This is a genomic window from Mesorhizobium sp. NFR06 (assembly GCF_900115245.1).
Classification (GTDB): domain Bacteria; phylum Pseudomonadota; class Alphaproteobacteria; order Rhizobiales; family Rhizobiaceae; genus Mesorhizobium.
Window position 1 is genome coordinate 14,174 of record NZ_FOVT01000029.1, and the last position, 20,622, is coordinate 34,795.

At 64.2% G+C, this 20,622-nt stretch carries 14 protein-coding genes; 12 read left to right on the forward strand and 2 right to left on the reverse strand.

Annotation, left to right across the window (positions count from 1 at the left end):
* Positions 1–45 precede the first annotated feature (45 nt).
* Positions 46–939: a hypothetical protein gene (locus F3H96_RS29325; protein ID WP_149805129.1), complete on the reverse strand. Its 894-nt coding sequence runs from the start codon at positions 937–939 to the stop codon at positions 46–48.
* Between the two features lie 309 nt (positions 940–1,248).
* Here F3H96_RS29325 and F3H96_RS29330 point away from each other — a divergent pair, with 309 nt between their 5' ends.
* The 4 genes from F3H96_RS29330 (at position 1,249) to F3H96_RS29345 (ending at position 7,436) form a co-directional block, all read left to right on the forward strand.
* On the forward strand, positions 1,249–2,331 hold the full coding sequence (locus F3H96_RS29330; RefSeq protein ID WP_188131588.1) for a glycosyltransferase family 4 protein: 1,083 nt from the start codon (positions 1,249–1,251) through the stop codon (positions 2,329–2,331).
* Between the two features lie 112 nt (positions 2,332–2,443).
* Entirely contained in the window at positions 2,444–3,241 is a 798-nt protein-coding gene (locus F3H96_RS29335; RefSeq protein WP_149805131.1) for a MipA/OmpV family protein, read from the forward strand.
* A 308-nt stretch (positions 3,242–3,549) separates the two neighbouring features.
* Entirely contained in the window at positions 3,550–6,513 is a 2,964-nt protein-coding gene (ileS, locus tag F3H96_RS29340; RefSeq protein WP_149805132.1) for an isoleucine--tRNA ligase, read from the forward strand.
* 248 nt (positions 6,514–6,761) lie between these two features.
* Positions 6,762–7,436 (forward strand): hypothetical protein, encoded by a 675-nt coding sequence (locus F3H96_RS29345; protein WP_149805133.1) that lies wholly within the window; start codon positions 6,762–6,764, stop codon positions 7,434–7,436.
* Positions 7,437–7,466: 30 nt separating this feature from the next.
* Here F3H96_RS29345 and F3H96_RS29350 read toward each other — a convergent pair whose 3' ends face one another.
* Entirely contained in the window at positions 7,467–7,919 is a 453-nt protein-coding gene (locus F3H96_RS29350; RefSeq protein ID WP_149805134.1) for a nucleoside deaminase, read from the reverse strand.
* Positions 7,920–8,101: 182 nt separating this feature from the next.
* Between F3H96_RS29350 and F3H96_RS29355 the strand changes: the two genes are divergently transcribed.
* The 8 genes from F3H96_RS29355 to F3H96_RS29390 all read left to right on the forward strand — a co-directional run.
* Positions 8,102–10,144: a pseudouridine synthase gene (locus F3H96_RS29355; protein WP_149805135.1), complete on the forward strand. Its 2,043-nt coding sequence runs from the start codon at positions 8,102–8,104 to the stop codon at positions 10,142–10,144.
* Positions 10,125–10,679, forward strand: a complete 555-nt coding sequence (gene rsmD, locus F3H96_RS29360) for a 16S rRNA (guanine(966)-N(2))-methyltransferase RsmD (RefSeq protein WP_149805136.1) — start codon at positions 10,125–10,127, stop codon at positions 10,677–10,679. Before F3H96_RS29355 ends, rsmD begins: the two co-directional genes overlap by 20 nt.
* A 207-nt stretch (positions 10,680–10,886) precedes the next feature.
* Positions 10,887–12,245, forward strand: coding sequence for a pitrilysin family protein (locus F3H96_RS29365; RefSeq protein ID WP_149805137.1), 1,359 nt, complete (start codon positions 10,887–10,889; stop codon positions 12,243–12,245).
* Between the two features lie 2 nt (positions 12,246–12,247).
* Positions 12,248–13,630 carry a pitrilysin family protein gene (locus tag F3H96_RS29370; protein ID WP_244620211.1) on the forward strand — a complete coding sequence of 461 codons (1,383 nt, stop codon included), beginning with the start codon at positions 12,248–12,250 and terminating at the stop codon, positions 13,628–13,630.
* Positions 13,627–14,484, forward strand: coding sequence for a patatin-like phospholipase family protein (locus tag F3H96_RS29375; RefSeq protein WP_149805138.1), 858 nt, complete (start codon positions 13,627–13,629; stop codon positions 14,482–14,484). The genes F3H96_RS29370 and F3H96_RS29375 overlap by 4 nt, the downstream gene beginning before the upstream one ends.
* 569 nt (positions 14,485–15,053) lie before the next feature.
* Positions 15,054–17,072 (forward strand): type I secretion system permease/ATPase, encoded by a 2,019-nt coding sequence (locus tag F3H96_RS29380; protein WP_280177801.1) that lies wholly within the window; start codon positions 15,054–15,056, stop codon positions 17,070–17,072.
* Position 17,073: 1 nt separating this feature from the next.
* A complete protein-coding gene (locus F3H96_RS29385; RefSeq protein WP_149805139.1) occupies positions 17,074–18,375 on the forward strand; it encodes an HlyD family type I secretion periplasmic adaptor subunit in 1,302 nt (433 codons plus the stop codon).
* A gap of 70 nt (positions 18,376–18,445) precedes the next feature.
* On the forward strand, positions 18,446–20,622 hold a 2,177-nt coding region (locus F3H96_RS29390; RefSeq protein ID WP_210248190.1), incomplete at its 3' end, for an SdrD B-like domain-containing protein.

The window sequence follows — 20,622 nt, forward strand, 5'->3', positions numbered from 1 at the left end:
CGGTACTGGCGGCCCAGGTGCAAAGTTCCATCTTTGTCTCGACTGTCAACCTCCTTGTCGCGCCGACCTGGGCGAGGCCTCAAGAGCGGGTTCCAGCAATCGTAGAACCGCTGCGCGTTTCTTCGCCTTCAGCGACAGGTCGCCGTCGAGGCCGACTTCATGAAGCCAGCTGCCGCGCCATTCGCAGTAGGCCTGCCTGAGTTCAACCCCGGGCAATGCCGCGAATGCGGTTATCGGCCGTTGCGGCACCGTGCTCGGGTCCACACCCCGGTAGAGCACTTCCCAGTTGGCTCCGCCGGTATCGAGGCCGGCAAACCAGTCGAGCCCGAAATCGAGCGGCTCGCGGCCGACGGCGTCGAAACGAAAGAAACAATAGCCTGCCCACAAATACCACCGGGCGCCCGCCCAGCGCAGGTCGCCGTAAAATGCCGCGTCCTCGAGAGGTTCGAACGGATCGCATGGTTGCGTCGGGAAAAGATCCTGATCCAGAAAGCCGAACGCGGCCGGCGCGGCGGGCTTCAGAACATTGTGCCACATCCAGTTGAGCGCCGCGCCGTGCGACCGGCTCGGATTTCTGACGGTCCATGGATTGGCCGGCAGCCTGACATAGGCAGCGCCATGGGCCGCGCATACCTGCCTGTTCTCGCGCGCGGAGGCTTCGCTGATGCTGTTGTCGGCCACGATGTGGAGGTCGTGACGAACAAGTCCGTTCGTCAGCCGTAACTGCAGATCCAGGCACTGGGCATCGCCGAAGGCGGCGGTCAGCAGGACATTGCGCCCTCGGGCGGCATCGCGGATGTCCGCAATGGCGCCGTCCCTGACCGGCTGGCGCAGGAACCCGCGGTCGATTTTCCGATAACGGGCACTCTTGATGGCATGTGTCAGCGGCTGCAGCCTCAGCCATTGCCGCCAGTCATACTCACGCAGGGCTTTTGGCACGGATACGCAGCTTTCAGTCGAGTTCGGCCTGGCAGCCGCGATCGGCCCGTGGAATTTTCATGAGCGCGCGCGCTCCGGCTGGTCTTGGAGAAAATGCTCGAATGCGACGTCATCCAAGTCTCTTGATAACCGGCTATATACAGCATATTCGTGGTTTCAACACGACCGACATTTAACCGCCCTGCCTTGTTTGTTTGAATGGAGAAGTCTGCGGCGCGACCGGAGAGCCTCTCTGCGTCGATCTGACTTGGGTAAGACGGCGCTCCGGAAAATGCGATGAGAATTTGCTGCGCAATCTCGGCCCTCTTCATGAACGGGGGCCTGCAAAGGGATTGTCTCAATATCAGCGACCGCTTGATCAGGCGCGGCCACAGCGTGACCATCCTGACCACGCGCCAGATCGGCCACGTCGACAGTGCGGCGACGATAAAAGTCCATCCGGCACGGGTCCTCTCCAATCCCGGCACCGAATATGCGCTGGGAAGGACATTGCTGACGGCCAGGCGAGACTTCGACTGCGTGGTCGGTTTCAACAAAATGGCGGGGCTGGATATCTACTATGCCGGCGACCCGCCTTATTTTGCCTCCAAGCTTGGCTGGTGGCGGCCGTTTTCGCCCCGCTTCATGCGCCAGCAAAACCTCGAATCGATGATCTTTGCCCCCGGCAAGGCCGCGCAGATCATTGCGCTCAGCGAGCACCAGGCAACGCTTTACCGCGACTTCTGGCGAACGGAGGAATCCCGCATTCATGTTGTCGGACCGACGCTCGATCCGAAACGCTACCGGCCGGAGCTCCTGGCCGGCGACCGCAATGAAATCCGCGACCGCTTCGAGCTTCCTCGCGAAGCCGTCATCGCCTTGAGCATCGCCAACCGATTGAAGGTGAAGGGTCTCGACCGGGCGGCAAGGGCTCTTCAGCCTTTCCCGGACATCCACTGGCTGATCGCCGGTCTTCGAAAAAACAGCGAGGAGGAAACCAGGCTTCGCGGCCTGATTGCCAGATTGGGCATGTCGCAACGGGTCACCTTGCTGGGCATCCAGGAGGATATCCCGGCGATCGTGGTTGCGAGCGATTTCATGCTGCACCCGGCTCGCCTGGAAAATACCGGCACGGTGATCCTCGAGGCTCTCGCAAACGGCCTGCCCGTCATAGCGTCGGACGCCTGCGGATATGCGAAATATGTCGAAGCCAGCGGCGCGGGACTGGTAGTGGCAAGTCGCGACGACCCCGATATCTGGCGGCAGGCAATCCTGAAGGCCGGCAATCCGGCGATCCGGGCCCAATGGCACGCTGCGGCCCTTGCCTACGGCTCGTCGACGCCGCTTACCGGTGGACTGGAAGCGGCTTGCGACCTGATAGAGACATCGCGTCGCACCCGGCGCGCCGGTTAGCGCGCCTGTCGGCTCCTGTGTGACCGATTTTAAGTCAAATTTTACCGAACGCACGGCATGGCTTGGGCGCCGGCAGGTGGTCTTGCCGGCGCGCTTCGCGTAAGGGGTGACAATGCGTATTGTCGGGACGATTCCGCTGGCTGTTGCCATAGGTCTGTTCACCGCGCCCGTCGCCCAGGCAGGCGAGGGCAGCTGGATATCCGGCGACTGGTACCTGACGCTCGGCGCCACCGGCCTGGTCGCGCCGAATTTCGAGGGCGGCAAGAAATACACGCTCAGCGCCCAGCCGATCATCTCGCTCGGCAAGGTCGGCCCCGAGGCGCGCTTCACCTCGCGCAACGACAACATCTCGCTGGCGCTGATCGACGACGGCAGCGTGCGCGCCGGCCTCACCGGAAAGTTCCTGTTCTCGCGCGACAGCGACGACGAGCTCGAGGGTCTCGCCCCGGTGCGCTGGGGCGGCGAGGTGGGCGGCTTTTTCGAATTCTATCCGCTGGACTGGGTGAGGGCGCGGGCGGAATTGCGACATGGCATCCGGGCCCATAACGGCTTCGTCGCCGACATTGCCGCGGACGCTTTCTATGACGTCACGCCGACGGTCCGCATTTCCGGCGGCCCGCGCGTCTCCTTCGCATCGTCCGGCTATTTCGACGCCTATTACGGCGTCAACGCCAAGGAAGCGGCGGCTTCGGGCTTGAGCGAATACCATCCGGGCGGCGGCGTGAAATCGACGGGCCTCGGCGGCGCGATCACCTGGAAGGTGACCGAGCCGATGACGGCGAGCGTCTTCACCGAATACTCGCGCCTGATGGGACCGGCCGCCGATTCCAGCCTCGTCAAGCAACGCGGCGACCGCGATCAATGGACCTTCGGCGTGTCGACCACTTATCGCTTCAATTTCACGATGTAGGCCGTGAAAGCGGCTTCATGCCTTGAAATCCGTGCTTTATTCCTGCCGCGCCATCCGCTAAAAGCCACGCCATGACGAGCTTTTCGCGCTTTTTCGCGATCGCGATACGAATTACGGGCCCGGTGTTCCGGGCGGTCTGAGCGCCGCCGGAGCCGCCGGGAGTTTTCGCGCGCGCCCCTCGCGCTTTTTCACAACATCGACGCATATCGCCCGAAAGTGGCTCCGGTTTTTGGGAAAAACGATATCCGGCGGGCAAAGACTTCAACGCCCGGGCTTTTGTGCCGACGGGCTACGCAGATGGCAGATCAATGACCGACACTGTTGAAACGATCGACTATTCAAGCACCCTTTACTTGCCGCAGACGGATTTCCCGATGCGGGCGGGCCTGCCCGAGAAGGAACCTGGCCTGGTCAAGCGCTGGCAGGACATGAACCTGTACAGGAAGCTGCGCGAGGAGGCCGCGGGGCGCGAGAAATTCGTGCTGCATGACGGCCCGCCCTACGCCAACGGCAACATCCATATCGGCCATGCGCTGAACAAGATCCTCAAGGACGTCATCAACCGTTCCTTCCAGATGCGCGGCTACGACGCCAACTACGTGCCGGGCTGGGACTGCCACGGCCTGCCTATCGAATGGAAGATCGAGGAGCAGTACCGCGCCAAGGGCAAGAACAAGGACGAGGTGCCGGTCAACGAGTTCCGCAGGGAATGCCGCGACTTCGCCCAGCATTGGATCAAGGTGCAGGGCGACGAGTTCCAGCGGCTCGGCGTCATCGGCGATTTCGACAATCCCTATACGACCATGGCTTACCATGCCGAGTCACGCATCGCCGGCGAGCTGTTGAAATTCGCCATGTCCGGCCAACTCTATCGCGGCTCGAAGCCGGTGATGTGGAGCGTCGTCGAGCGCACCGCGCTCGCCGAGGCCGAGGTCGAATACCAGGATTACGAGAGCGACACGATCTGGGTGAAGTTTCCGGTCGCGAGCCTGGCTCAGCCGGTCGCCGACACCGCGCCCGCGCTGGACGGGACCGCGCTCGATCTGGTCGAGGCGCATGTCGTCATCTGGACGACCACGCCCTGGACCATCCCCGGCAACCGCGCCGTCAGCTATTCGCCGCGCATCACCTATGGCCTCTTTGAGGTGACGGCGGCCGAGAACGCCTTCGGACCGCAGCCCGGCGAGAAGCTGATCTTTGCCGACGCGCTGGCCGAGGAATGCGCCGCCAAGGCCAAGGTCACCTTGAACCGGCTTCACAGCGTCTCGGCCGAACAGCTTGGAAGCCTTACACTTTCGCATCCTTTCAAGGGACTCGGCGGCGGCTATGAATTCCCGGTGCCGATGGTCGCGGGCGAGCATGTCACCGACGATGCCGGCACCGGCTTCGTCCACACTGCGCCAGGCCACGGCCGCGAGGATTTCGACGCCTGGACGGATGCGGTCGCGGAGCTCAGGGAGCGCGGCATCGACACCGTAATCCCGTTCACGGTCGACGATGCCGGGTTCTTCACCAAGGACGCGCCGGGCTTTGGCCCGGACCGCGAGGGTGGGCCGGCGCGCATCATCGACGACAACGGCAAGAAGGGCAATGCCAACCAGGCGGTGATCGAGGAGCTCATCAAGCGCAATGCGCTGTTCGCGCGCGGCCGGCTGAAGCACAGCTACCCGCATTCGTGGCGCTCGAAGAAGCCGATCATCTTCCGCAACACGCCGCAATGGTTCGTCTATATGGACAAGGACCTCGGCGACGGCACGACCCTGCGCAGCCGCGCGCTGAAAGCGATCGACGACACCCGCTTCGTGCCCGCTGCCGGCCAGAACCGCATCCGCGCCATGATCGAGGAGCGTCCCGACTGGGTGCTGTCGCGCCAGCGCGCCTGGGGCGTGCCGATCGCCGTGTTCGCCGACGAGGACGGCAATGTGCTGAAGGACGAGGCCGTCAACCAGCGCATCATGGACGCCTTCGAAAAGGAAGGCGCCGACGCCTGGTTCGCCGAAGGCGCCAAGGAACGCTTCCTCGGCAATCACGACGCCTCGAAGTGGCGCCAAGTGATGGACATCCTCGACGTCTGGTTCGATTCCGGCTCGACGCACGTCTTCACGCTTGAAGACCGTCCCGACCTCAAATGGCCGGCCGACGTCTATCTCGAAGGCTCGGACCAGCATCGCGGCTGGTTCCATTCCTCGCTGCTCGAAAGCTGCGGCACCAGGGGCAGGGCGCCTTACGAGGCGGTGATCACCCATGGTTTCACCATGGACGAGGAAGGCCGCAAGATGTCGAAGTCGCTCGGCAACACCGTCGTGCCGCAGGACGTCATCAAACAGTCGGGCGCCGATATCCTGCGGCTCTGGGTGGTGACGACCGATTATTGGGAAGACCAGCGGCTCGGCAAGAACGTGCTGCAGACCAATATCGACGCCTATCGCAAGCTCCGCAACACCATCCGCTGGATGCTGGGCACGCTCGCCCATGACGACGGCAAGGATGTGCCGGTCGACACGATGCCGGAGCTGGAGCGGCTGATGCTGCACCGGCTGTCCGAGCTCGACGAACTGGTTCGCCAGGGCTACGACGCCTTCGAGTTCAAGCGCATCACCCGCGCGCTGCTCGACTTCATGGTGGTGGAGCTTTCGGCCTTCTATTTCGACATCCGCAAGGACGCGCTTTACTGCGACGGGCCGTCGAGCCTGCGCCGCAGGGCTGCCGTGCAGGTGGTTCGCCACCTGTTCGAATGCCTGGTGAAATGGCTGGCCCCGATGCTGCCCTTCACCACCGAAGAGGCCTGGCTGGACCGCCACCCGCAAGCCGCCTCGGTGCATCTCGACCAGTTCCCGGCGATCCCGCGGAACTGGCGCAACGAGGCGCTGGCCGAGAAATGGCGCAAGGTGAGGCAGGTGCGCCGCGTCGTCACCGGCGCGCTGGAGATCGCGCGTGCCGAAAAACTGATCGGGTCTTCGCTGGAAGCCGTGCCGGTGGTCGCCATCGACGATGCGGCGCTGGAAGCGGCGATCGCCGATGTCGACATGGCCGAGATAGCCATCACCAGCGACCTCGTCGTCAAGCACGGCAAGGCGCCGGAAGGCGCCTTCACGCTCGACGACGTCAAAGGGGTGGCGGTGGTAGTGGAGAAGGCCGAGGATCGTGGCCTGGTCAAATGCGCGCGTTCCTGGCGCTATACGGCCGATGTCGGTCAGGATCCGGAATTTCCGGATGTCTCGGCCCGCGATGCTGCCGTGCTGCATGAACTGAAGTCGCTCGGGCGTCTCTAGGGGCATGTCGCCCAAAAGTGCGCAGCGGTTTTGGGACGACGACTTGCATGGATCAAATAAGGTGCAAAACCATCACGCCGGGCGGCCTCGTAACCGCCCGTGCGTTGCCCTTAACAAGTGGTTGAGGTAAACACGCCAAACTCCGGCAGACAAATTGTCGCCGGATTTCCATCGCAAATGCGGGGAAGAAGGGGACCGTGCCCCTGGCCGGTGGCGACCGAAAGGCTGTTAGAGTGGGACTGTTTGGCATGACCGGAAGAACGTTTGCGCGCGCCGCGCTGGTGGCGCCGCTTGTGGTATCGGCCATCGCCTTGTCCGGCTGCATGAGCTCGCCCACCTACGGAACCGACAAGACGGCCGCCGCGCAACTCTTCGATGACGTTTCCGGCGCCGCCGCGATCACGCCGAAGCGTCGCGATCCGATCGACTACAAGCCGCGTCCCGAACTGGTGAAGCCGGCGCCGGGACAAAAGCAAAACCTGCCGCCGCCGCAGCAGAGCATCGAGACGGCGAGCGCCGACTGGCCCGAATCGCCCGAGGCGCGCCGCGCCCGCATCCGCGCCGATGCCACCGCGCATCAGAACGATCCGAACTACCAGCCGGAAGCCGTCGACGACGTGCAGTCCGATCCCGCGACGGTAAAGAAAGCGATGGCCGATTCGGGCTCGAGCCACCCGCCGCGGTGGACCCCGGAAGATTCCAATCCTCAGCGTGCCGCCGAAATTCAGCGCCGTCTGGCCGAGCAGAAGCAGGGCGACCCGACCGTGCGCAAATATCTGAGCGAGCCGCCGCTTGCCTATCGCCAGCCCTCCGATGCCGCGCCGCAGAACGAACTCGGCGAGGACGAGTTCAAGAAGGAGCGTCGTCTCAAGGCGCAGGCGGAAGGCAAGAAGGGCGGCTGGTTCGACTGGTTGGGGCTGTAGAGCTTCCGATACGTCTGACGGGCGGCAGTTCTAACTTTCGCGCCTTTCGCGGAAAAAATCTTTCAGGATAAGCGACGCGCCGCTTTCGCCGATGCCCGGATAGATGTCGGGCGTGTGGTGGCAGGTCGGCGACGCGAAAAAGCGCACGCCGTTGACCACCGCGCCGCCTTTTTCATCGGCGGCGCCGAAATAGAGTCGCCGCAGCCTGGCGAACGAGATCGCGCCGGCACACATGGCGCAGGGCTCCAGCGTGACATAGAGGTCGAGGCCCGTGAGCCGTTCGCTCGCGAGTCTTTGGCAGGCTCCGCGGATCGCCAGCATCTCGGCATGTGCGGTTGGGTCGGCAAGTTCGCGCGTTCGGTTGCCGGCCTTGGCTACGACCGTGCTGCCATTGGCGATCACCGCGCCGACCGGAACTTCGCCGCGGTCGGCGGCCGCTTCGGCCTCTTCGAGCGCCAAGGCCATGAAATCCGGTCGTTTCACGCGATTTCCATTCCGATTACTCCTCGCCACCCGGCGGTGATCCTGTTATCTAGCGCGGGAGCCTGAAAACCGGAATCGGTTTTTGCCGCGCCGGCATATGCGCAAAAATCAAGATGACCCTGCCTGCGTTGGGCGTCCGCAAGGGCGCGCCGCGTTGTAGCAGCTTAACAAGAGCCAAGGTAATGGACGACAACGACAAGAAATTTCCGCGCAAGGGCGCGGGCAAGGGCGGCGCTAAATCGGCCGGCCCGCGGGGCCGCGACGCGGCCCCCGGCAAGGGCGGCAAGCCGGGCTTCGGCGCCGGCAAACCGTTTGTGAAGCGCGACCGGCCGATGGCCGCGGACGGCGAGCGCCCGGCACGCGACTTCACGCGCAGCTACAAGCCGCGCGAGGCCGGCGCGGCCGCCGATCGCAGCGAACGTCCATTCCACAAAGGGCCGCGCCCCGACGGCAAGCCCTTCGAGAAACGCGAAGGCCGCAAGCCATACACGCCGCGCGGCGACCGGCCGATGGCCGCGGACGGGGAGCGCCCGGCCCGCGATTTCAAACGCAGCTACAAGCCACGTGAAATGGGCCCGCGCGAAGCCGGCGAGGGCGCCGATCGCGGCGAGCGGCCGTTCCGCAAAGGACCGCGCGATGGCAAGCCTTTCGACAACCGCGAAGGCCGCAAGCCTTACACGCCGCGCCGTGACGGGCCGGCGGCCGCCGAGGGTGACCGCGGCGAACGGCGCTTCGACCGGCCCAAGCGTGATTTCGGCGATCGTCCCAAACGCGATTTCGCCGATCGGCCGAAGCGCGAAGGCTCGCAATTCGCAGCGCGGCCGAACCGAGACTTCAGCGATCGTCCACGCAGCGCAGCGGGAAAACCGGAAGGCGGCTTCAAGCCGCGACCGCGTCCCTCGGAAGCCGCGCCTGAGACCGGGGAACGCATCGCCAAGCGGCTCGCCCGCGCCGGCATCGCCTCGCGCCGGGACGCCGAGGAACTGATCGCGGCCGGCCGCGTCAAGGTCAACGGCAAGGTGCTGGACTCGCCAGCCTTCAACGTCAGCGCCTCCGACGTCATCCATCTCGACGGCACCGAGATCCCGCCGATCGAGCGCACGCGCCTCTTCCTGTTCCACAAACCGGCGGGCGTCGTCACCACCAACCGCGATCCGGAAGGCCGCAAGACTGTCTTCGACGTGCTCCCGTCCGATCTGCCGCGGCTGATGACGATCGGCCGGCTCGACATCAACACCGAGGGCCTGCTTCTGCTGACCAATGACGGCGGGCTGTCGCGCGTGCTCGAACTGCCGGCCACCGGCTGGCTGCGGCGCTACCGCGTGCGCGTCCACGGCAAGGTCGAGGAGAGCGCGCTTGCCGGCCTGCGCGAAGGCATCGCCGTCGACGGCGTCTTCTACGGCTCGATCGAGGCCTCGCTGGATCGCGAGCAGGGCAGCAATGCCTGGCTAACCATTGGGCTCCGCGAAGGCAAGAATCGCGAGGTGAAGAATATCCTCGGCGCGCTTGGCCTCGACGTGACGCGGCTGATCCGCATCTCCTACGGACCGTTCCAGCTCGAGGATCTTCCCGAGGGCCATGTGCTGGAGATCAAGGGCCGGGTCTTGCGCGAACAACTCGGCGAGCGGTTGATCGAGGAATCCGGCGCCAATTTCGATGCCGAGATCCAAAAACCGTTCTCCAACAAACCGGTGCGCGGCGACAGGCTGCGTCGCGAAGAGGCCGACCGGCCGAAATTTACGCGCGATGGCGACCACCGGCCGATCGGCGAGGGAGGCCTCATCAAGGCGCGCAAGCGCCGTGAAGGCAGCCGCGACGAGGCGCTGAGCAAGCTCTCTACAAAACCGGAAAGGGCATTTGGCGAACGCGGCGCGAAGCCCGACCGCGGCGGTTTCGGCGACAAGCCGCGTGGCGGATTTGGCGACAAGCCGCGTTTTGGCGGCAAGAAATCCGAGCGCGAGCAGCGGCCGATCGAGCCGCCGGGCCAGCGCAAGGCCAATGTCTGGATGGCGCCGGGCGCCAGGCCGATCGGCAAGGGCAGGGCGGAAGCCGATGCCGCCAGGGCCGCCGAGGCGAAGGCTCGCAAGGCATCCTACAAGCCGGGCGGCAAGGACAAACCGGGCGCAAAACCATTCGGCAAGCCCCGCGGCGAGCGCCCCGAAGGCGATGGCGGCAACAGGCCGCGCGGTCCGAAGAGGGGCGGCAATGCGGATCGTCGGCGGTGAATTCCGCGGGCGTCCGCTGGCGACGCCAAGAAGCAATGCCATCCGCCCGACCACCGACCGCGCACGCGAGGCGGTGTTCAACGTACTGGCGCATCGCTATGCCGAAAAGCTGGAAGGCGGCCGCGTGCTCGATCTCTTCGCCGGCACCGGCGCGCTTGGGCTGGAGGCGTTGTCGCGCGGCGCTTCCTACTGCGTCTTCATCGAGGAATCGACCGAAGGGCGCGGCTTGATCCGCGAAAATGTCGAGGCTTACGGGCTCACCGGCCGCACCAAGATATTCCGCCGCGACGCCACCAGTCTCGGCGAGGCCGGCACGATCGCGCCCTTCGGCCTGATCTTTGCCGATCCGCCCTATGGCAAAGGGCTCGGCGAGCGATCGCTGCGCTCGGCCAGAGCTGGCGGCTGGCTGCTGCCCGGCGCGCTCTGCGTCGTCGAGGAGGCAGCCTCGGCGCCGTTCGAACCGGGCGTCGGTTTTTCCGTCATCGATGAACGCAACTACGGCGAAACCGTCATCCGCTTCATCGAGGCCAACTAGATTGCCTGGAGCCGGATGATTCCAGGTCGATTCGGCCTGAAATCTGAATCCGGCTCCAAATCAAGGCGATAGAGCATGATGTCGTCGGAAGACCGCGTCACAGTTTTCGGCATCATGCCCTAGCCACGCCTCGAAAATGCCGAACAATTCACTTTGCCTCGCCTGCGAACCTTGCCTATCGTCGCGCAACCGGGACCGGAGAACTCGATGACATCAACTCGGATTGGGCTGCGAGCGGGGCTGCTTGTCTGCACCCTGACGCTCGCGGCGGCGCCGGCCCGCGCGGCGGACGATGGCGAGGTCAAGGATTTCCTGCTCGACAACGGCATGGAAGTGGTGGTCATTCCGGATCACCGAGCCCCCATTGTCACGCATATGGTCTGGTACAAGATCGGCAGCGCCGACGAGCCCCCCGGCAAATCCGGAATCGCCCATTTCTTCGAGCATCTGATGTTCAAGGCCACGACCACCCATGCCGCGGGCGAGTTCGACGCGGCGGTGGCCGAAATCGGCGGCTCCAACAATGCTTTCACGTCCTACGACTACACCGCCTTCCATGAGACGGTGCCGCCTTCCGCGCTCGAGCAGATGATGGGGTTCGAGGCCGATCGTATGCGCAACCTCATCCTGACCGACGACGTCATCAAGACCGAGCGCGACGTGATCCTGGAGGAGCGCCGCTCGCGCATCGACAGCAATCCGCAGGCGGTGCTCGACGAAGAGGTCGACGCCACGCTCTGGCAAAACCAGCCCTACCGCATCCCGGTGATCGGCTGGATGCAGGAAATGGAGCAGCTGAACCGTCCGGACGCCAAGGCCTTCTATGACAATTACTACCGGCCCAACAATGCTGTGCTGGTGGTCGCGGGCGATGTCGATCCCGGTGCCGTCAAGGCGATGGCCGAGCGCACCTACGGCAAGGTCGCGCGCGGCCCCGATCTGCGCCCGCGCATCCGCCCGGTCGAGCCGGAGCAGAACACCAAGCGCACGGTGACGCTCACCGATGCGCGCGTCTCGGTGCCGAGCTTTTCTACGCAATGGGTGGTGCCGTCCTATCACACGGCCAAGCCCGGCGAAGCCGAGGCGCTGGATCTGCTGGCCGAGATCCTCGGCGGCGGCAACCGCAGCCGGCTGTATCAGCAACTCGTCGTCAAGCAGGGCATCGCCTCCGACGCGGCCGCCTACTTCCAGGGCACCATGCTCGATGCCACCAACTTTACCGTCTATGGCGCGCCGCGCGGCGACGCCAAGCTTGTCGATGTCGAGGCGGCGGTCGATGCCGAGATCGCCCGCATCGTCAAGGACGGCGTGAGCGACGACGAGCTGGAACGGGCCAAGACCCGCTATGTGCGCTCGATGATCTTTGCCCGCGACAAGCAGGATGACATGGCCAACATGTATGGCTCGACACTGGCCACCGGCGGCAATGTCAAGGACGTCCAGGAATGGCCGGATCGCATCCGCAAGGTCACCGCCGGCGAGGTCAAGGCGGTTGCCGCCCGCTACCTGGTGCTGGATCGCTCGACCACCGGCTATCTCTTGCCGCAGCAGCAGGCGGGGAATTGACGATGAGCATGGTTCTTAGCGGCATGAGCGCTTCTCCAGACGAGGAAGGGAAGCTCTATCGCGCCGTTGCCACCCTTTGCTTCGCCCTGTTCTTCCTGCTCCTGCCGGCGCTGGCGGCCCGCGCGGAGATGAACATCCAGGAGGTGAAGTCGAAGAAGGGCATCACCGCCTGGCTGGTGGAGGACCACTCGATCCCGCTGATTGCCGTCCGCTTCGTCTTCGATGGCGGCAGCGCGCAGGACCCGGCCGGCAAGGAAGGCCTGGTCAATTTGATGACCGGCCTGTTCGACGAGGGCGCCGGTGACCTCGACAGCGACGCTTTCCAGCAGAAGCTCGACGATGCCGGCGCCGAGATGAGCTTCCAGGCCGCGCGAGACGGTACCTATGGCTCGATGCGCATGCTGTCGGAGGAGAAGAACGAGGCTTTCGACCTGCTGAAGCTTGCCGTCAACCAGCCGCGTTTCGACCAGGCGCCGATCGACCGCATCCGGGCCCAGGTGCTTTCCGGCATCCTCGCCAACGAGCGCGATCCGAACACGGTGGCGCAGCAGCGCTGGCGGCGCGCCATTTATGGCGAGCATCCCTATTCGCGCTCCGAACAGGGAACGAAGGGCAGCCTGACCACCATCACCGCCGAGGACGTCAAGGCGTTCCACAAGGCCAATTTCGCCCGCGACGGCCTGCATGTGGCGGTGGTCGGCGACATCGATGCCGCGACGCTGGGCGACAAGTTGGACGAGGTATTCGGGAACTTGCCTGAAAAGCAGACATTGGCCCCGGTGGCGGATGTCACGCCCAAGCTCGCACAGCAGCTCGACGTGAATTACGACCTGCCGCAAACCTCGTTGCAGCTCGCCTGGCCGGGCGTGAAGCGCACCGATCCGGACTTCTTTGCCGCCGTCTTGATGAACGAAATCCTCGGCGGCTCGACCTTCACGTCACGGCTGTTCGCGGAGGTGCGCGAGAAACGCGGCCTTGCCTATGGCGTCAGTTCCGACCTCGTCGACAACGAGCACTCCCATTCGCTGCTCGTCACGACGGCGACGCGCTCCGACCGCGCTGCCGAGACGCTCTCGATCGTGCGCCAGGTGGTGAAGGATATGGCTGAGAACGGCCCCACCGAGGAAGAGCTCGCGGCGACCAAGAAATACATGATCGGCGCATACGCCATCAACAATCTGGATTCCTCCAGTTCCATTGCCGCGACGCTGGTCGAGCTGCAGATCGACAATCTCGGCATCGACTATATTAAGCGCCGCGGGGCTCTGATCAACGCGGTGACGCTGGCCGAGGTCAAGGCGGCGGCGAAGAAGCTTTTGTCTGCCGATCCCGCCGTGATGGTCATCGGACCGCCACTGGTGCAGGTGGGGAGCGGCAAGGGATGAGCCCGACCTTCGGGGTGGCCTTTGGCGGCGGTGGCGCCCGTGGTCTGGCGCATATCCATATCATCGAGGCTCTCGACGAACTGGGCATCAGGCCGGTAGCGATCGCCGGCTCCTCGATCGGCGCCATCATGGGCGCCGGCATGGCCGCCGGCATGTCCGGAGCGCAGATCCACGACTACTCCCGTTCGATCCTCGGCAGCCGTGCCGAGATGGCTGCGCGCATGTGGCGCTCGCGGCCGGGCACCATCGCCGAAGCCATGCAGGGCGGCATACGCGTCGGTCAATTCAATATCGAGCGCATCCTCAAGGCTTTCCTGCCTGAGAATATCCCGGCCACTTTCGAAGAGCTGAAGATCCCGCTCAAGGTGACGGCGACCGACTATTTCGGCCACAAGCTCGCGGTGTTCGCCGAGGGTGAATTGCATTCGGCGCTCGCGGCGTCTGCCGCCATTCCGGCGGTGTTCCGCCCGGTGCTGCGCAATGACTGTCTGCTGATCGACGGCGGCATCTACAATCCCGTCCCATTCGATCTCCTCGAAAAGGATGCCGACATCGTCATCGCAATCGACGTGGTCGGCGCGCCGAGCGACGCCGAGCGCAAGCATCCGACCACGATCGACCTGATGTATGGCGCCTCGCAGCTGATGATGCAGTCGATCATCGCCAACAAGCTGCAGCAGTCCGGGCCTGATATCCTGATCCGCCCGAAAGTCTCCAAATACCGCGTTCTCGATTTCCTCAAGATCGAGGCGCTGCTGGCCGAGACGGTCGGGATCAAGGACGAACTGAAGCGCGCCGTCGAGAAGGCGGTGGCCGAGCATGGCGGCGGGCGGGGCAGGAAGAAGGTGGTCTGAGCCTGCCCCGGACTGCATTCTTCAGGCGCATGATAGGGCGACCGAGGTCCGACAACCGAAGTCTGAATGGATCGGCGCATAAGTCTCCCGCAAGGATGGACCTAAGAATAGCGTGAAGTATTCTTTATGCCGGCTGGCCGCGCGCGCGCTTGGATTTGCGGCTTGTCACAAACTCTTCATTGAATTGCCCGTTGACGCACGCTCCGGTAGAGTTAATAATGTCCTAATATAAGGTAGCGCAAATAATCTCCCGACCGGCAACAACGAGTTAAAGCGCTACTTCGGGTGGGAGCTAAACAGGGCGGCTTGTCTAGCCGCCGTAGTCATCAACCAATGCGTCGCCGCCTGTCTGTGAACCGCCTTTGGGCTGGCCGTTCACGGCCGGGATGTTCGGTTGCGCCTGGACACATGGCACTCTGATCGTTGTTCTCCCGCGGAATGGGCGCCGAACGCTTTCGGCATGGGCGTATGGCCAACTTGCGCGGCCATCCGCCCATGGCGGCAGCTGATGCGTCGGGGATGTGAAAGGCGGGTTCGTGACCGTGGGGTTCAGTAACGCGTCGCTTCGGTTGATCGGCACAACCCTTGGCTCGGCGAAGGCGAAGGTGAGGCTGTTCGGCCTGACCCTCGTCGCATGCGTCGCCATGTTTTTTCTCTTCGGCTTCAGCCGGCATGCCTCGACAGGCTCGATGCTCGTCGCGGCGGCCATGGCGGGTTTCGGTTGCCTGGCCATGTTCCGGGCCCGCGGCCTTGCGGCGCGAGATGCCGTCGGCAATGCGCCCCGCAAGCCGCCGGTCAGGCCGGCCGGGCGGCGGCGGGCAGGCGCGGCTCGCTCCGAGCTCGCCACCGCACTTGCCAGCTGCCGGTCGGCCTTCCTCGCGGTCGGGCTGTTCAGCGGCATGCTCAACGTGCTGATGCTTGCAGGCTCGCTCTACATGCTCGAGGTCTATGACCGCGTGCTGCCAAGCCGCAGCCTGCCGACGCTCGTCGGCATTTCGATATTGCTCCTCATCCTCTATTGCGGGCAGGGCTTTCTCGACTTCGTGCGTGCGCGTGTTCTGGTGCGGATCGGTGGTGCCCTCGACGAGGCGCTCGGTCATCGCGTCTATACCTCGATGCTGAGACTGCCGCTGAGGGCAGGGCGCGAAGGCGACAGCCTGCAGCCGATGCGCGATCTCGACAGCGTGCGCGGCTTCCTGTCCGGCATGGGTCCGACGGCGCTTTTCGACCTGCCATGGATGCCCATCTACCTTGTCATCATCTTCATGTTCCACTGGGTGCTTGGCGTGACGGCGCTGCTCGGGGCGATCGTGCTGGTCGTGCTGACCCTGCTTGCCGAGCGGCTGACGCGACAACCGGTATCGGCCGCCACCTTGAGCGGGAACCGGCGGGGCGGGCTGATCACGGCCGGCACTCGTAATGCGGAAGTCGTTGCCGCCATGGGCATGGCTGGCGGGCTGGCGTCGCGCTGGGCAGATGCCAACCTCGAATTCATTGCCGACCAGCGCAAGGTCAGCGACGTCGCCGGCAGCTTCGGCGCGGTGTCGAAAGTGCTGCGCATGCTGCTGCAGTCCTCCATGCTCGGCATCGGCGCCTGGTTGGTCATCGAAGAGCAGGCGACGGCGGGCGTCATCATCGCCGCTTCCATCCTCAGCGGCCGCGCGCTGGCGCCCGTCGATCTGGCGATCGCCAACTGGAAAGGTTTCGCGAGCGCGCGCCAGGGCTGGCAACGGTTGACCAGGGTGCTGGCGGCCATGCCTGCCGAGACCGAACCGATGCAGCTGCCGGCGCCGAGCGCCAGCGTGATGATGCAGAATGCCGCCATCGCGGCTCCGGGGGTGCAGCGGCTGCTGGTCCAGGACGCCAGCTTCGCCATGGAAGCCGGTCATGGGCTCGGCATCATCGGACCGAGCGGCTCGGGAAAGTCCACCCTTGTGCGGGCTCTCGTCGGGGCCTGGCAGCCCGTCAGCGGCCGCGTCAAGCTCGATGGCGCCGATCTCGACCAATGGTCGTCGCAAGAGCGCGGCCGCCATATCGGCTACCTGCCGCAGGACGTGGAGCTGTTTGCCGGCACCGTCGCCGAAAACATCTCCCGCTTCGATCCGGACGTCGACGCCGACGCCATCATCGCCGCGGCCAAGGCCGCCGGCGCGCATGACCTGATCGTCAGCTTCCGCCAGGGCTACGAGACCGAGATCGGCGAGCATGGCGAAGCGCTTTCGGCCGGGCAGCGTCAGCGCATCGCTTTGGCCCGCGCACTCTATCGCGATCCGTTCCTCGTGGTGCTCGACGAGCCGAATTCCAATCTCGACATGGACGGCGAGCAAGCGTTGATCCGCGCGATGCTCGGCGTTCGCGAGCGCGGCGGCGTGGTGGTGATCGTCGCCCATCGCCCGAACGTGCTGACCGCCGTCGATTTCATCATGGCGATGAACCAGGGGCGGATGCACGAATTCGGACCGAAGGACGAGGTTTTCGCCAAGATGTTCCCGATGCTGCGGCCTGTCCCGTCAACCAACCCGCCGCCGCGCACGACCGCGGACAGATCTCCCGTAGCTGCCGCCACCCGCACCGGGGGAGGGAACTGATATGGCCGCGCCGGGCAACTCCCATGCGTCGATCCGTTTCTACACACGGCTAGGGCTCGGAGCCGTGCTCCTGCTTGCCGGTGGCGTCGGCGGTTGGGCATCGGTCACCGAGATCGCCGGCGCGGTTATCGCGCCCGGCACGATCGTGGTCGATTCCCACGTCAAGAACGTCCAGCATGCGACCGGCGGCATCATTGCCGAGATCGATGCCCGCGATGGCGACAGGGTGAAGGCTGGCGACTTTCTGCTGCGCCTCGACCGTACCGTTCCGGCCGCCAATCTTGCGGTGGTGAGCAAGGCGCTGGACCAGCTCACGGCGCGCAAAGCTCGGCTCGATGCGGAGCGCCAGGGGAGCGACTCCATCGTCTTTCCGGGTGAGCTTTTGGAGCGCGTCGCCGATCCCGACGTCGCCGAGGCGGTGGCCGGCGAAAAGCAGCACTTTGAGACCCGGCGCACGTCCCGCGCCGGCCAGAAGAGCCAGCTCGGGGAGCGCATTGCCCAGCTTGAGAAGGAGATCTCCGGCGACGTCGCACAGGCCGATGCCAAGAGCAAGGAGATCGAGCTGGTGAAAAAGGAGCTCGCCTCGGTGCGGACGCTCTGGGCCAAGAAGCTCATCTCTATCGATCGCCTGACCTCGACCGAGCGCGAGGCCACGCGCCTCGATGGTGAGCGTGGCCAGCTCATAGCCGCGGAGGCGCAAGCGCAAGGCAAGATCGCAGAGACCAAGCTGCAGATCATCCAGATCGACCTCGACCATAGTACCGAGGTGAACAGCGACCTGCGCGACATCGACGGCAAGATGGGTGAGCTGCTGGAGCGCAAGGTCGCCGCCGAGGATCAGCTGAAGCGTGTCGACATTCGCGCCCCGCAGGATGGCATCGTGCAGCAGTCGCTCGCCTATACGATCGGTGGCGTGGTCACGCCCGGCCAGACGATCATGCAGGTCGTGCCGGACAATGACAGCCTGGCCGTGGAAGCCAGGATCGCGCCCAGCGACATCGACAAGCTATGGGTTGGCCAGTCGGCCTCGCTGCGGTTTTCGGCGTTCAACACGCGCACGACGCCGCAGATCGACGGCGTGGTTGAGCGGACCTCGCCTGATATCACCACCGATCAGCGCACCGGCGCCAACTACTACACCGTGCGCATCAAGACGACCGCCGCTCAGGTCGCGCGCCTGGGCGAGGTCAAGCTGGTGCCGGGCATGCCGGTGGAATCCTTCATCAAGACCGAGGACCGCTCGGTGATCTCCTACCTTGTGAAGCCTTTACAGGACCAGATCACTCGGGCGTTCAGACAGTAAGTCCGCCTCGAGCGGGAAGTGAAAACAGCAGACAGGAAAAGCAACCGCGTTCAACGTTAAGGGGAATGTCATGGCTTCCAGCGACATTACGGACAATCTGACGACCGACCTGCTCGCGACGACAGATACCACCGCAACCGCAAGCACCGACCCCGTTGCGTCGCCTTCAATTTCGCTCGACCAGGCGGATGCGGACTACGCGCCCGGCGAGACGGTCGGGATCACGACCACCAATGTCTCGGATGGTGGCACGTTCACGTTCGAGGTCGCCCACCTCAGCGCCGGCGCCGACGGGATCCTCGGCACCGCGGATGATGTGCTCGCCTATGATCTCACCGGCACCGGCACGCCCTGGACCGTCACCGACGGCGGCGCAGGCGATCTGGATGGAGTCGTCAACGGCACGATCAAGACCTCATGGTACGTCAACAACGACGCGGCGAACCAAGCCTTCACCCTCACGGCCACGGACCCGGCGAGCGGCCGGGTCGCGACGGTGAATTTCACGGATGCCGTGAATGCGCCGACCTACGATCTGACCTTTGCAAACACCGTAACGATCAACAATGCCATCTTTTCGTCCTCCGATGTCGTCACCGGTGCCGGAACGGGCCTGCTTGATCCCTTTGTCCGGATTCAGTCGGCAGGCAACAACACGACCGAGCAGGGATACAACACCGACGCCAATGCATTCATCCTCGATAATACGGCCAAAGGCGGCAGTCAGTATGTTCATTCGTTGAACATTGCCGACATTCCGATTCAATACGTCAATGGTGTCGGTTATTATCGGTTTGATCTCGACATCAACGAGTCCAACACTGCCACCTCCCAAAACCTTTCCCTGGATGCGATCCAGATCTGGCAGGCCAGTGCCGGCAATTTGAGCAATTACGCACCCGGAGCAAATCCGGATCAGGGCACCGGCGCCTTCCCGGTCGCCGACAACGCTTCGCTGATCTACAATCTGGATGCGGGTGGCGACAAGTTCATCGGGCTGAACGGCCAGCTCCAGCCGGGCAGCGGTAACACCACCGATATGTCGTTCCTGGTTCCGGTCGCCAATTTCGATCCGAGCAAGCCCTTTATCTATCTCTATTCCGCGATGGGCTACCAGAGCGGCACATATCAGGGTTCCACGGAAACGGCGCAGAGCACTTGGACGGCCGAGTCCGGCTTCGAGGAGTGGAATCGCCAGATCGGCCAGGTAATCGATGGCCACAAGTTCAACGACCTGAACGCCGACCACGTCTGGGAGGCCGGGGAGCCGGCTCTCGCCGGCTGGAAGATCTATCTGGATGTAAACAACAACAACCAGTTTGACTCGGGCGAGCCGTTTACGCTCACCGATGCAAACGGATATTACAAATTCACGGTCACGCCCGGCACCTACACGATCCGCGAGGTGCAGCAGGCAGGATGGTCGCAGGATGCGCCGAACAACGCGCAGGGCGAGTACACCGTGACCGTGGTGGCCGGCCAGGACAGCCACAACAACGACTTCGGCAATTTCCAGCTGGGCTCGATCACGGGCCACAAATATCTCGACGCCGATGGCAGCCTGGCGACGACCGGTGACCGCACCCCGGTGCAAGGCTGGACGATCACGCTCTACAATGACGCCAACCACAACAACACCGCCGATGCCGGCGAGCAGGTGGCGCAGACGACCACCGACGCCAACGGCCTCTACCAGTTCACCGGACTGCTGCCCGGCGACTACCTGATCAACGAACAGGACCAGGCGGGCTGGACGCATCTGAGCCCGGTACAGATCGACCAGAACAGTCTCACCTCCGGCCAGAACCTGACCAACCAGGACTTCATCAACACGCAGCTCGGCTCGATCTCGGGCCACAAATATGTGGACGCCGACGGCAGCCTGGCGACGACCGGCGACGAGACCGGCGTGAGCGGCTGGACGATCACGCTCTACAACGACGCCAACCACGACAACGTCGCCGATGCCGGCGAGCAGGTGGCGCAGACGACCACCGACGGCACTGGCGCCTACCAGTTCACCGCCCTGGCGCCTGGCGACTACATTATCAAGGAAGAGGACAAAGCGGGCTGGACGCATTTGAGCCCGGTACAGATCAACCAGAACAGCCTGACCGCTGGCCAGGACCTGACCAACCAGGATTTTGTTAATTTCAAGCTGTTCTCGATCTCTGGCCACAAATACACCGACATCACCGGCGACGGCCTGTCGGGCGACGACACCCCGCTGGCCGGGGTCACCATCTT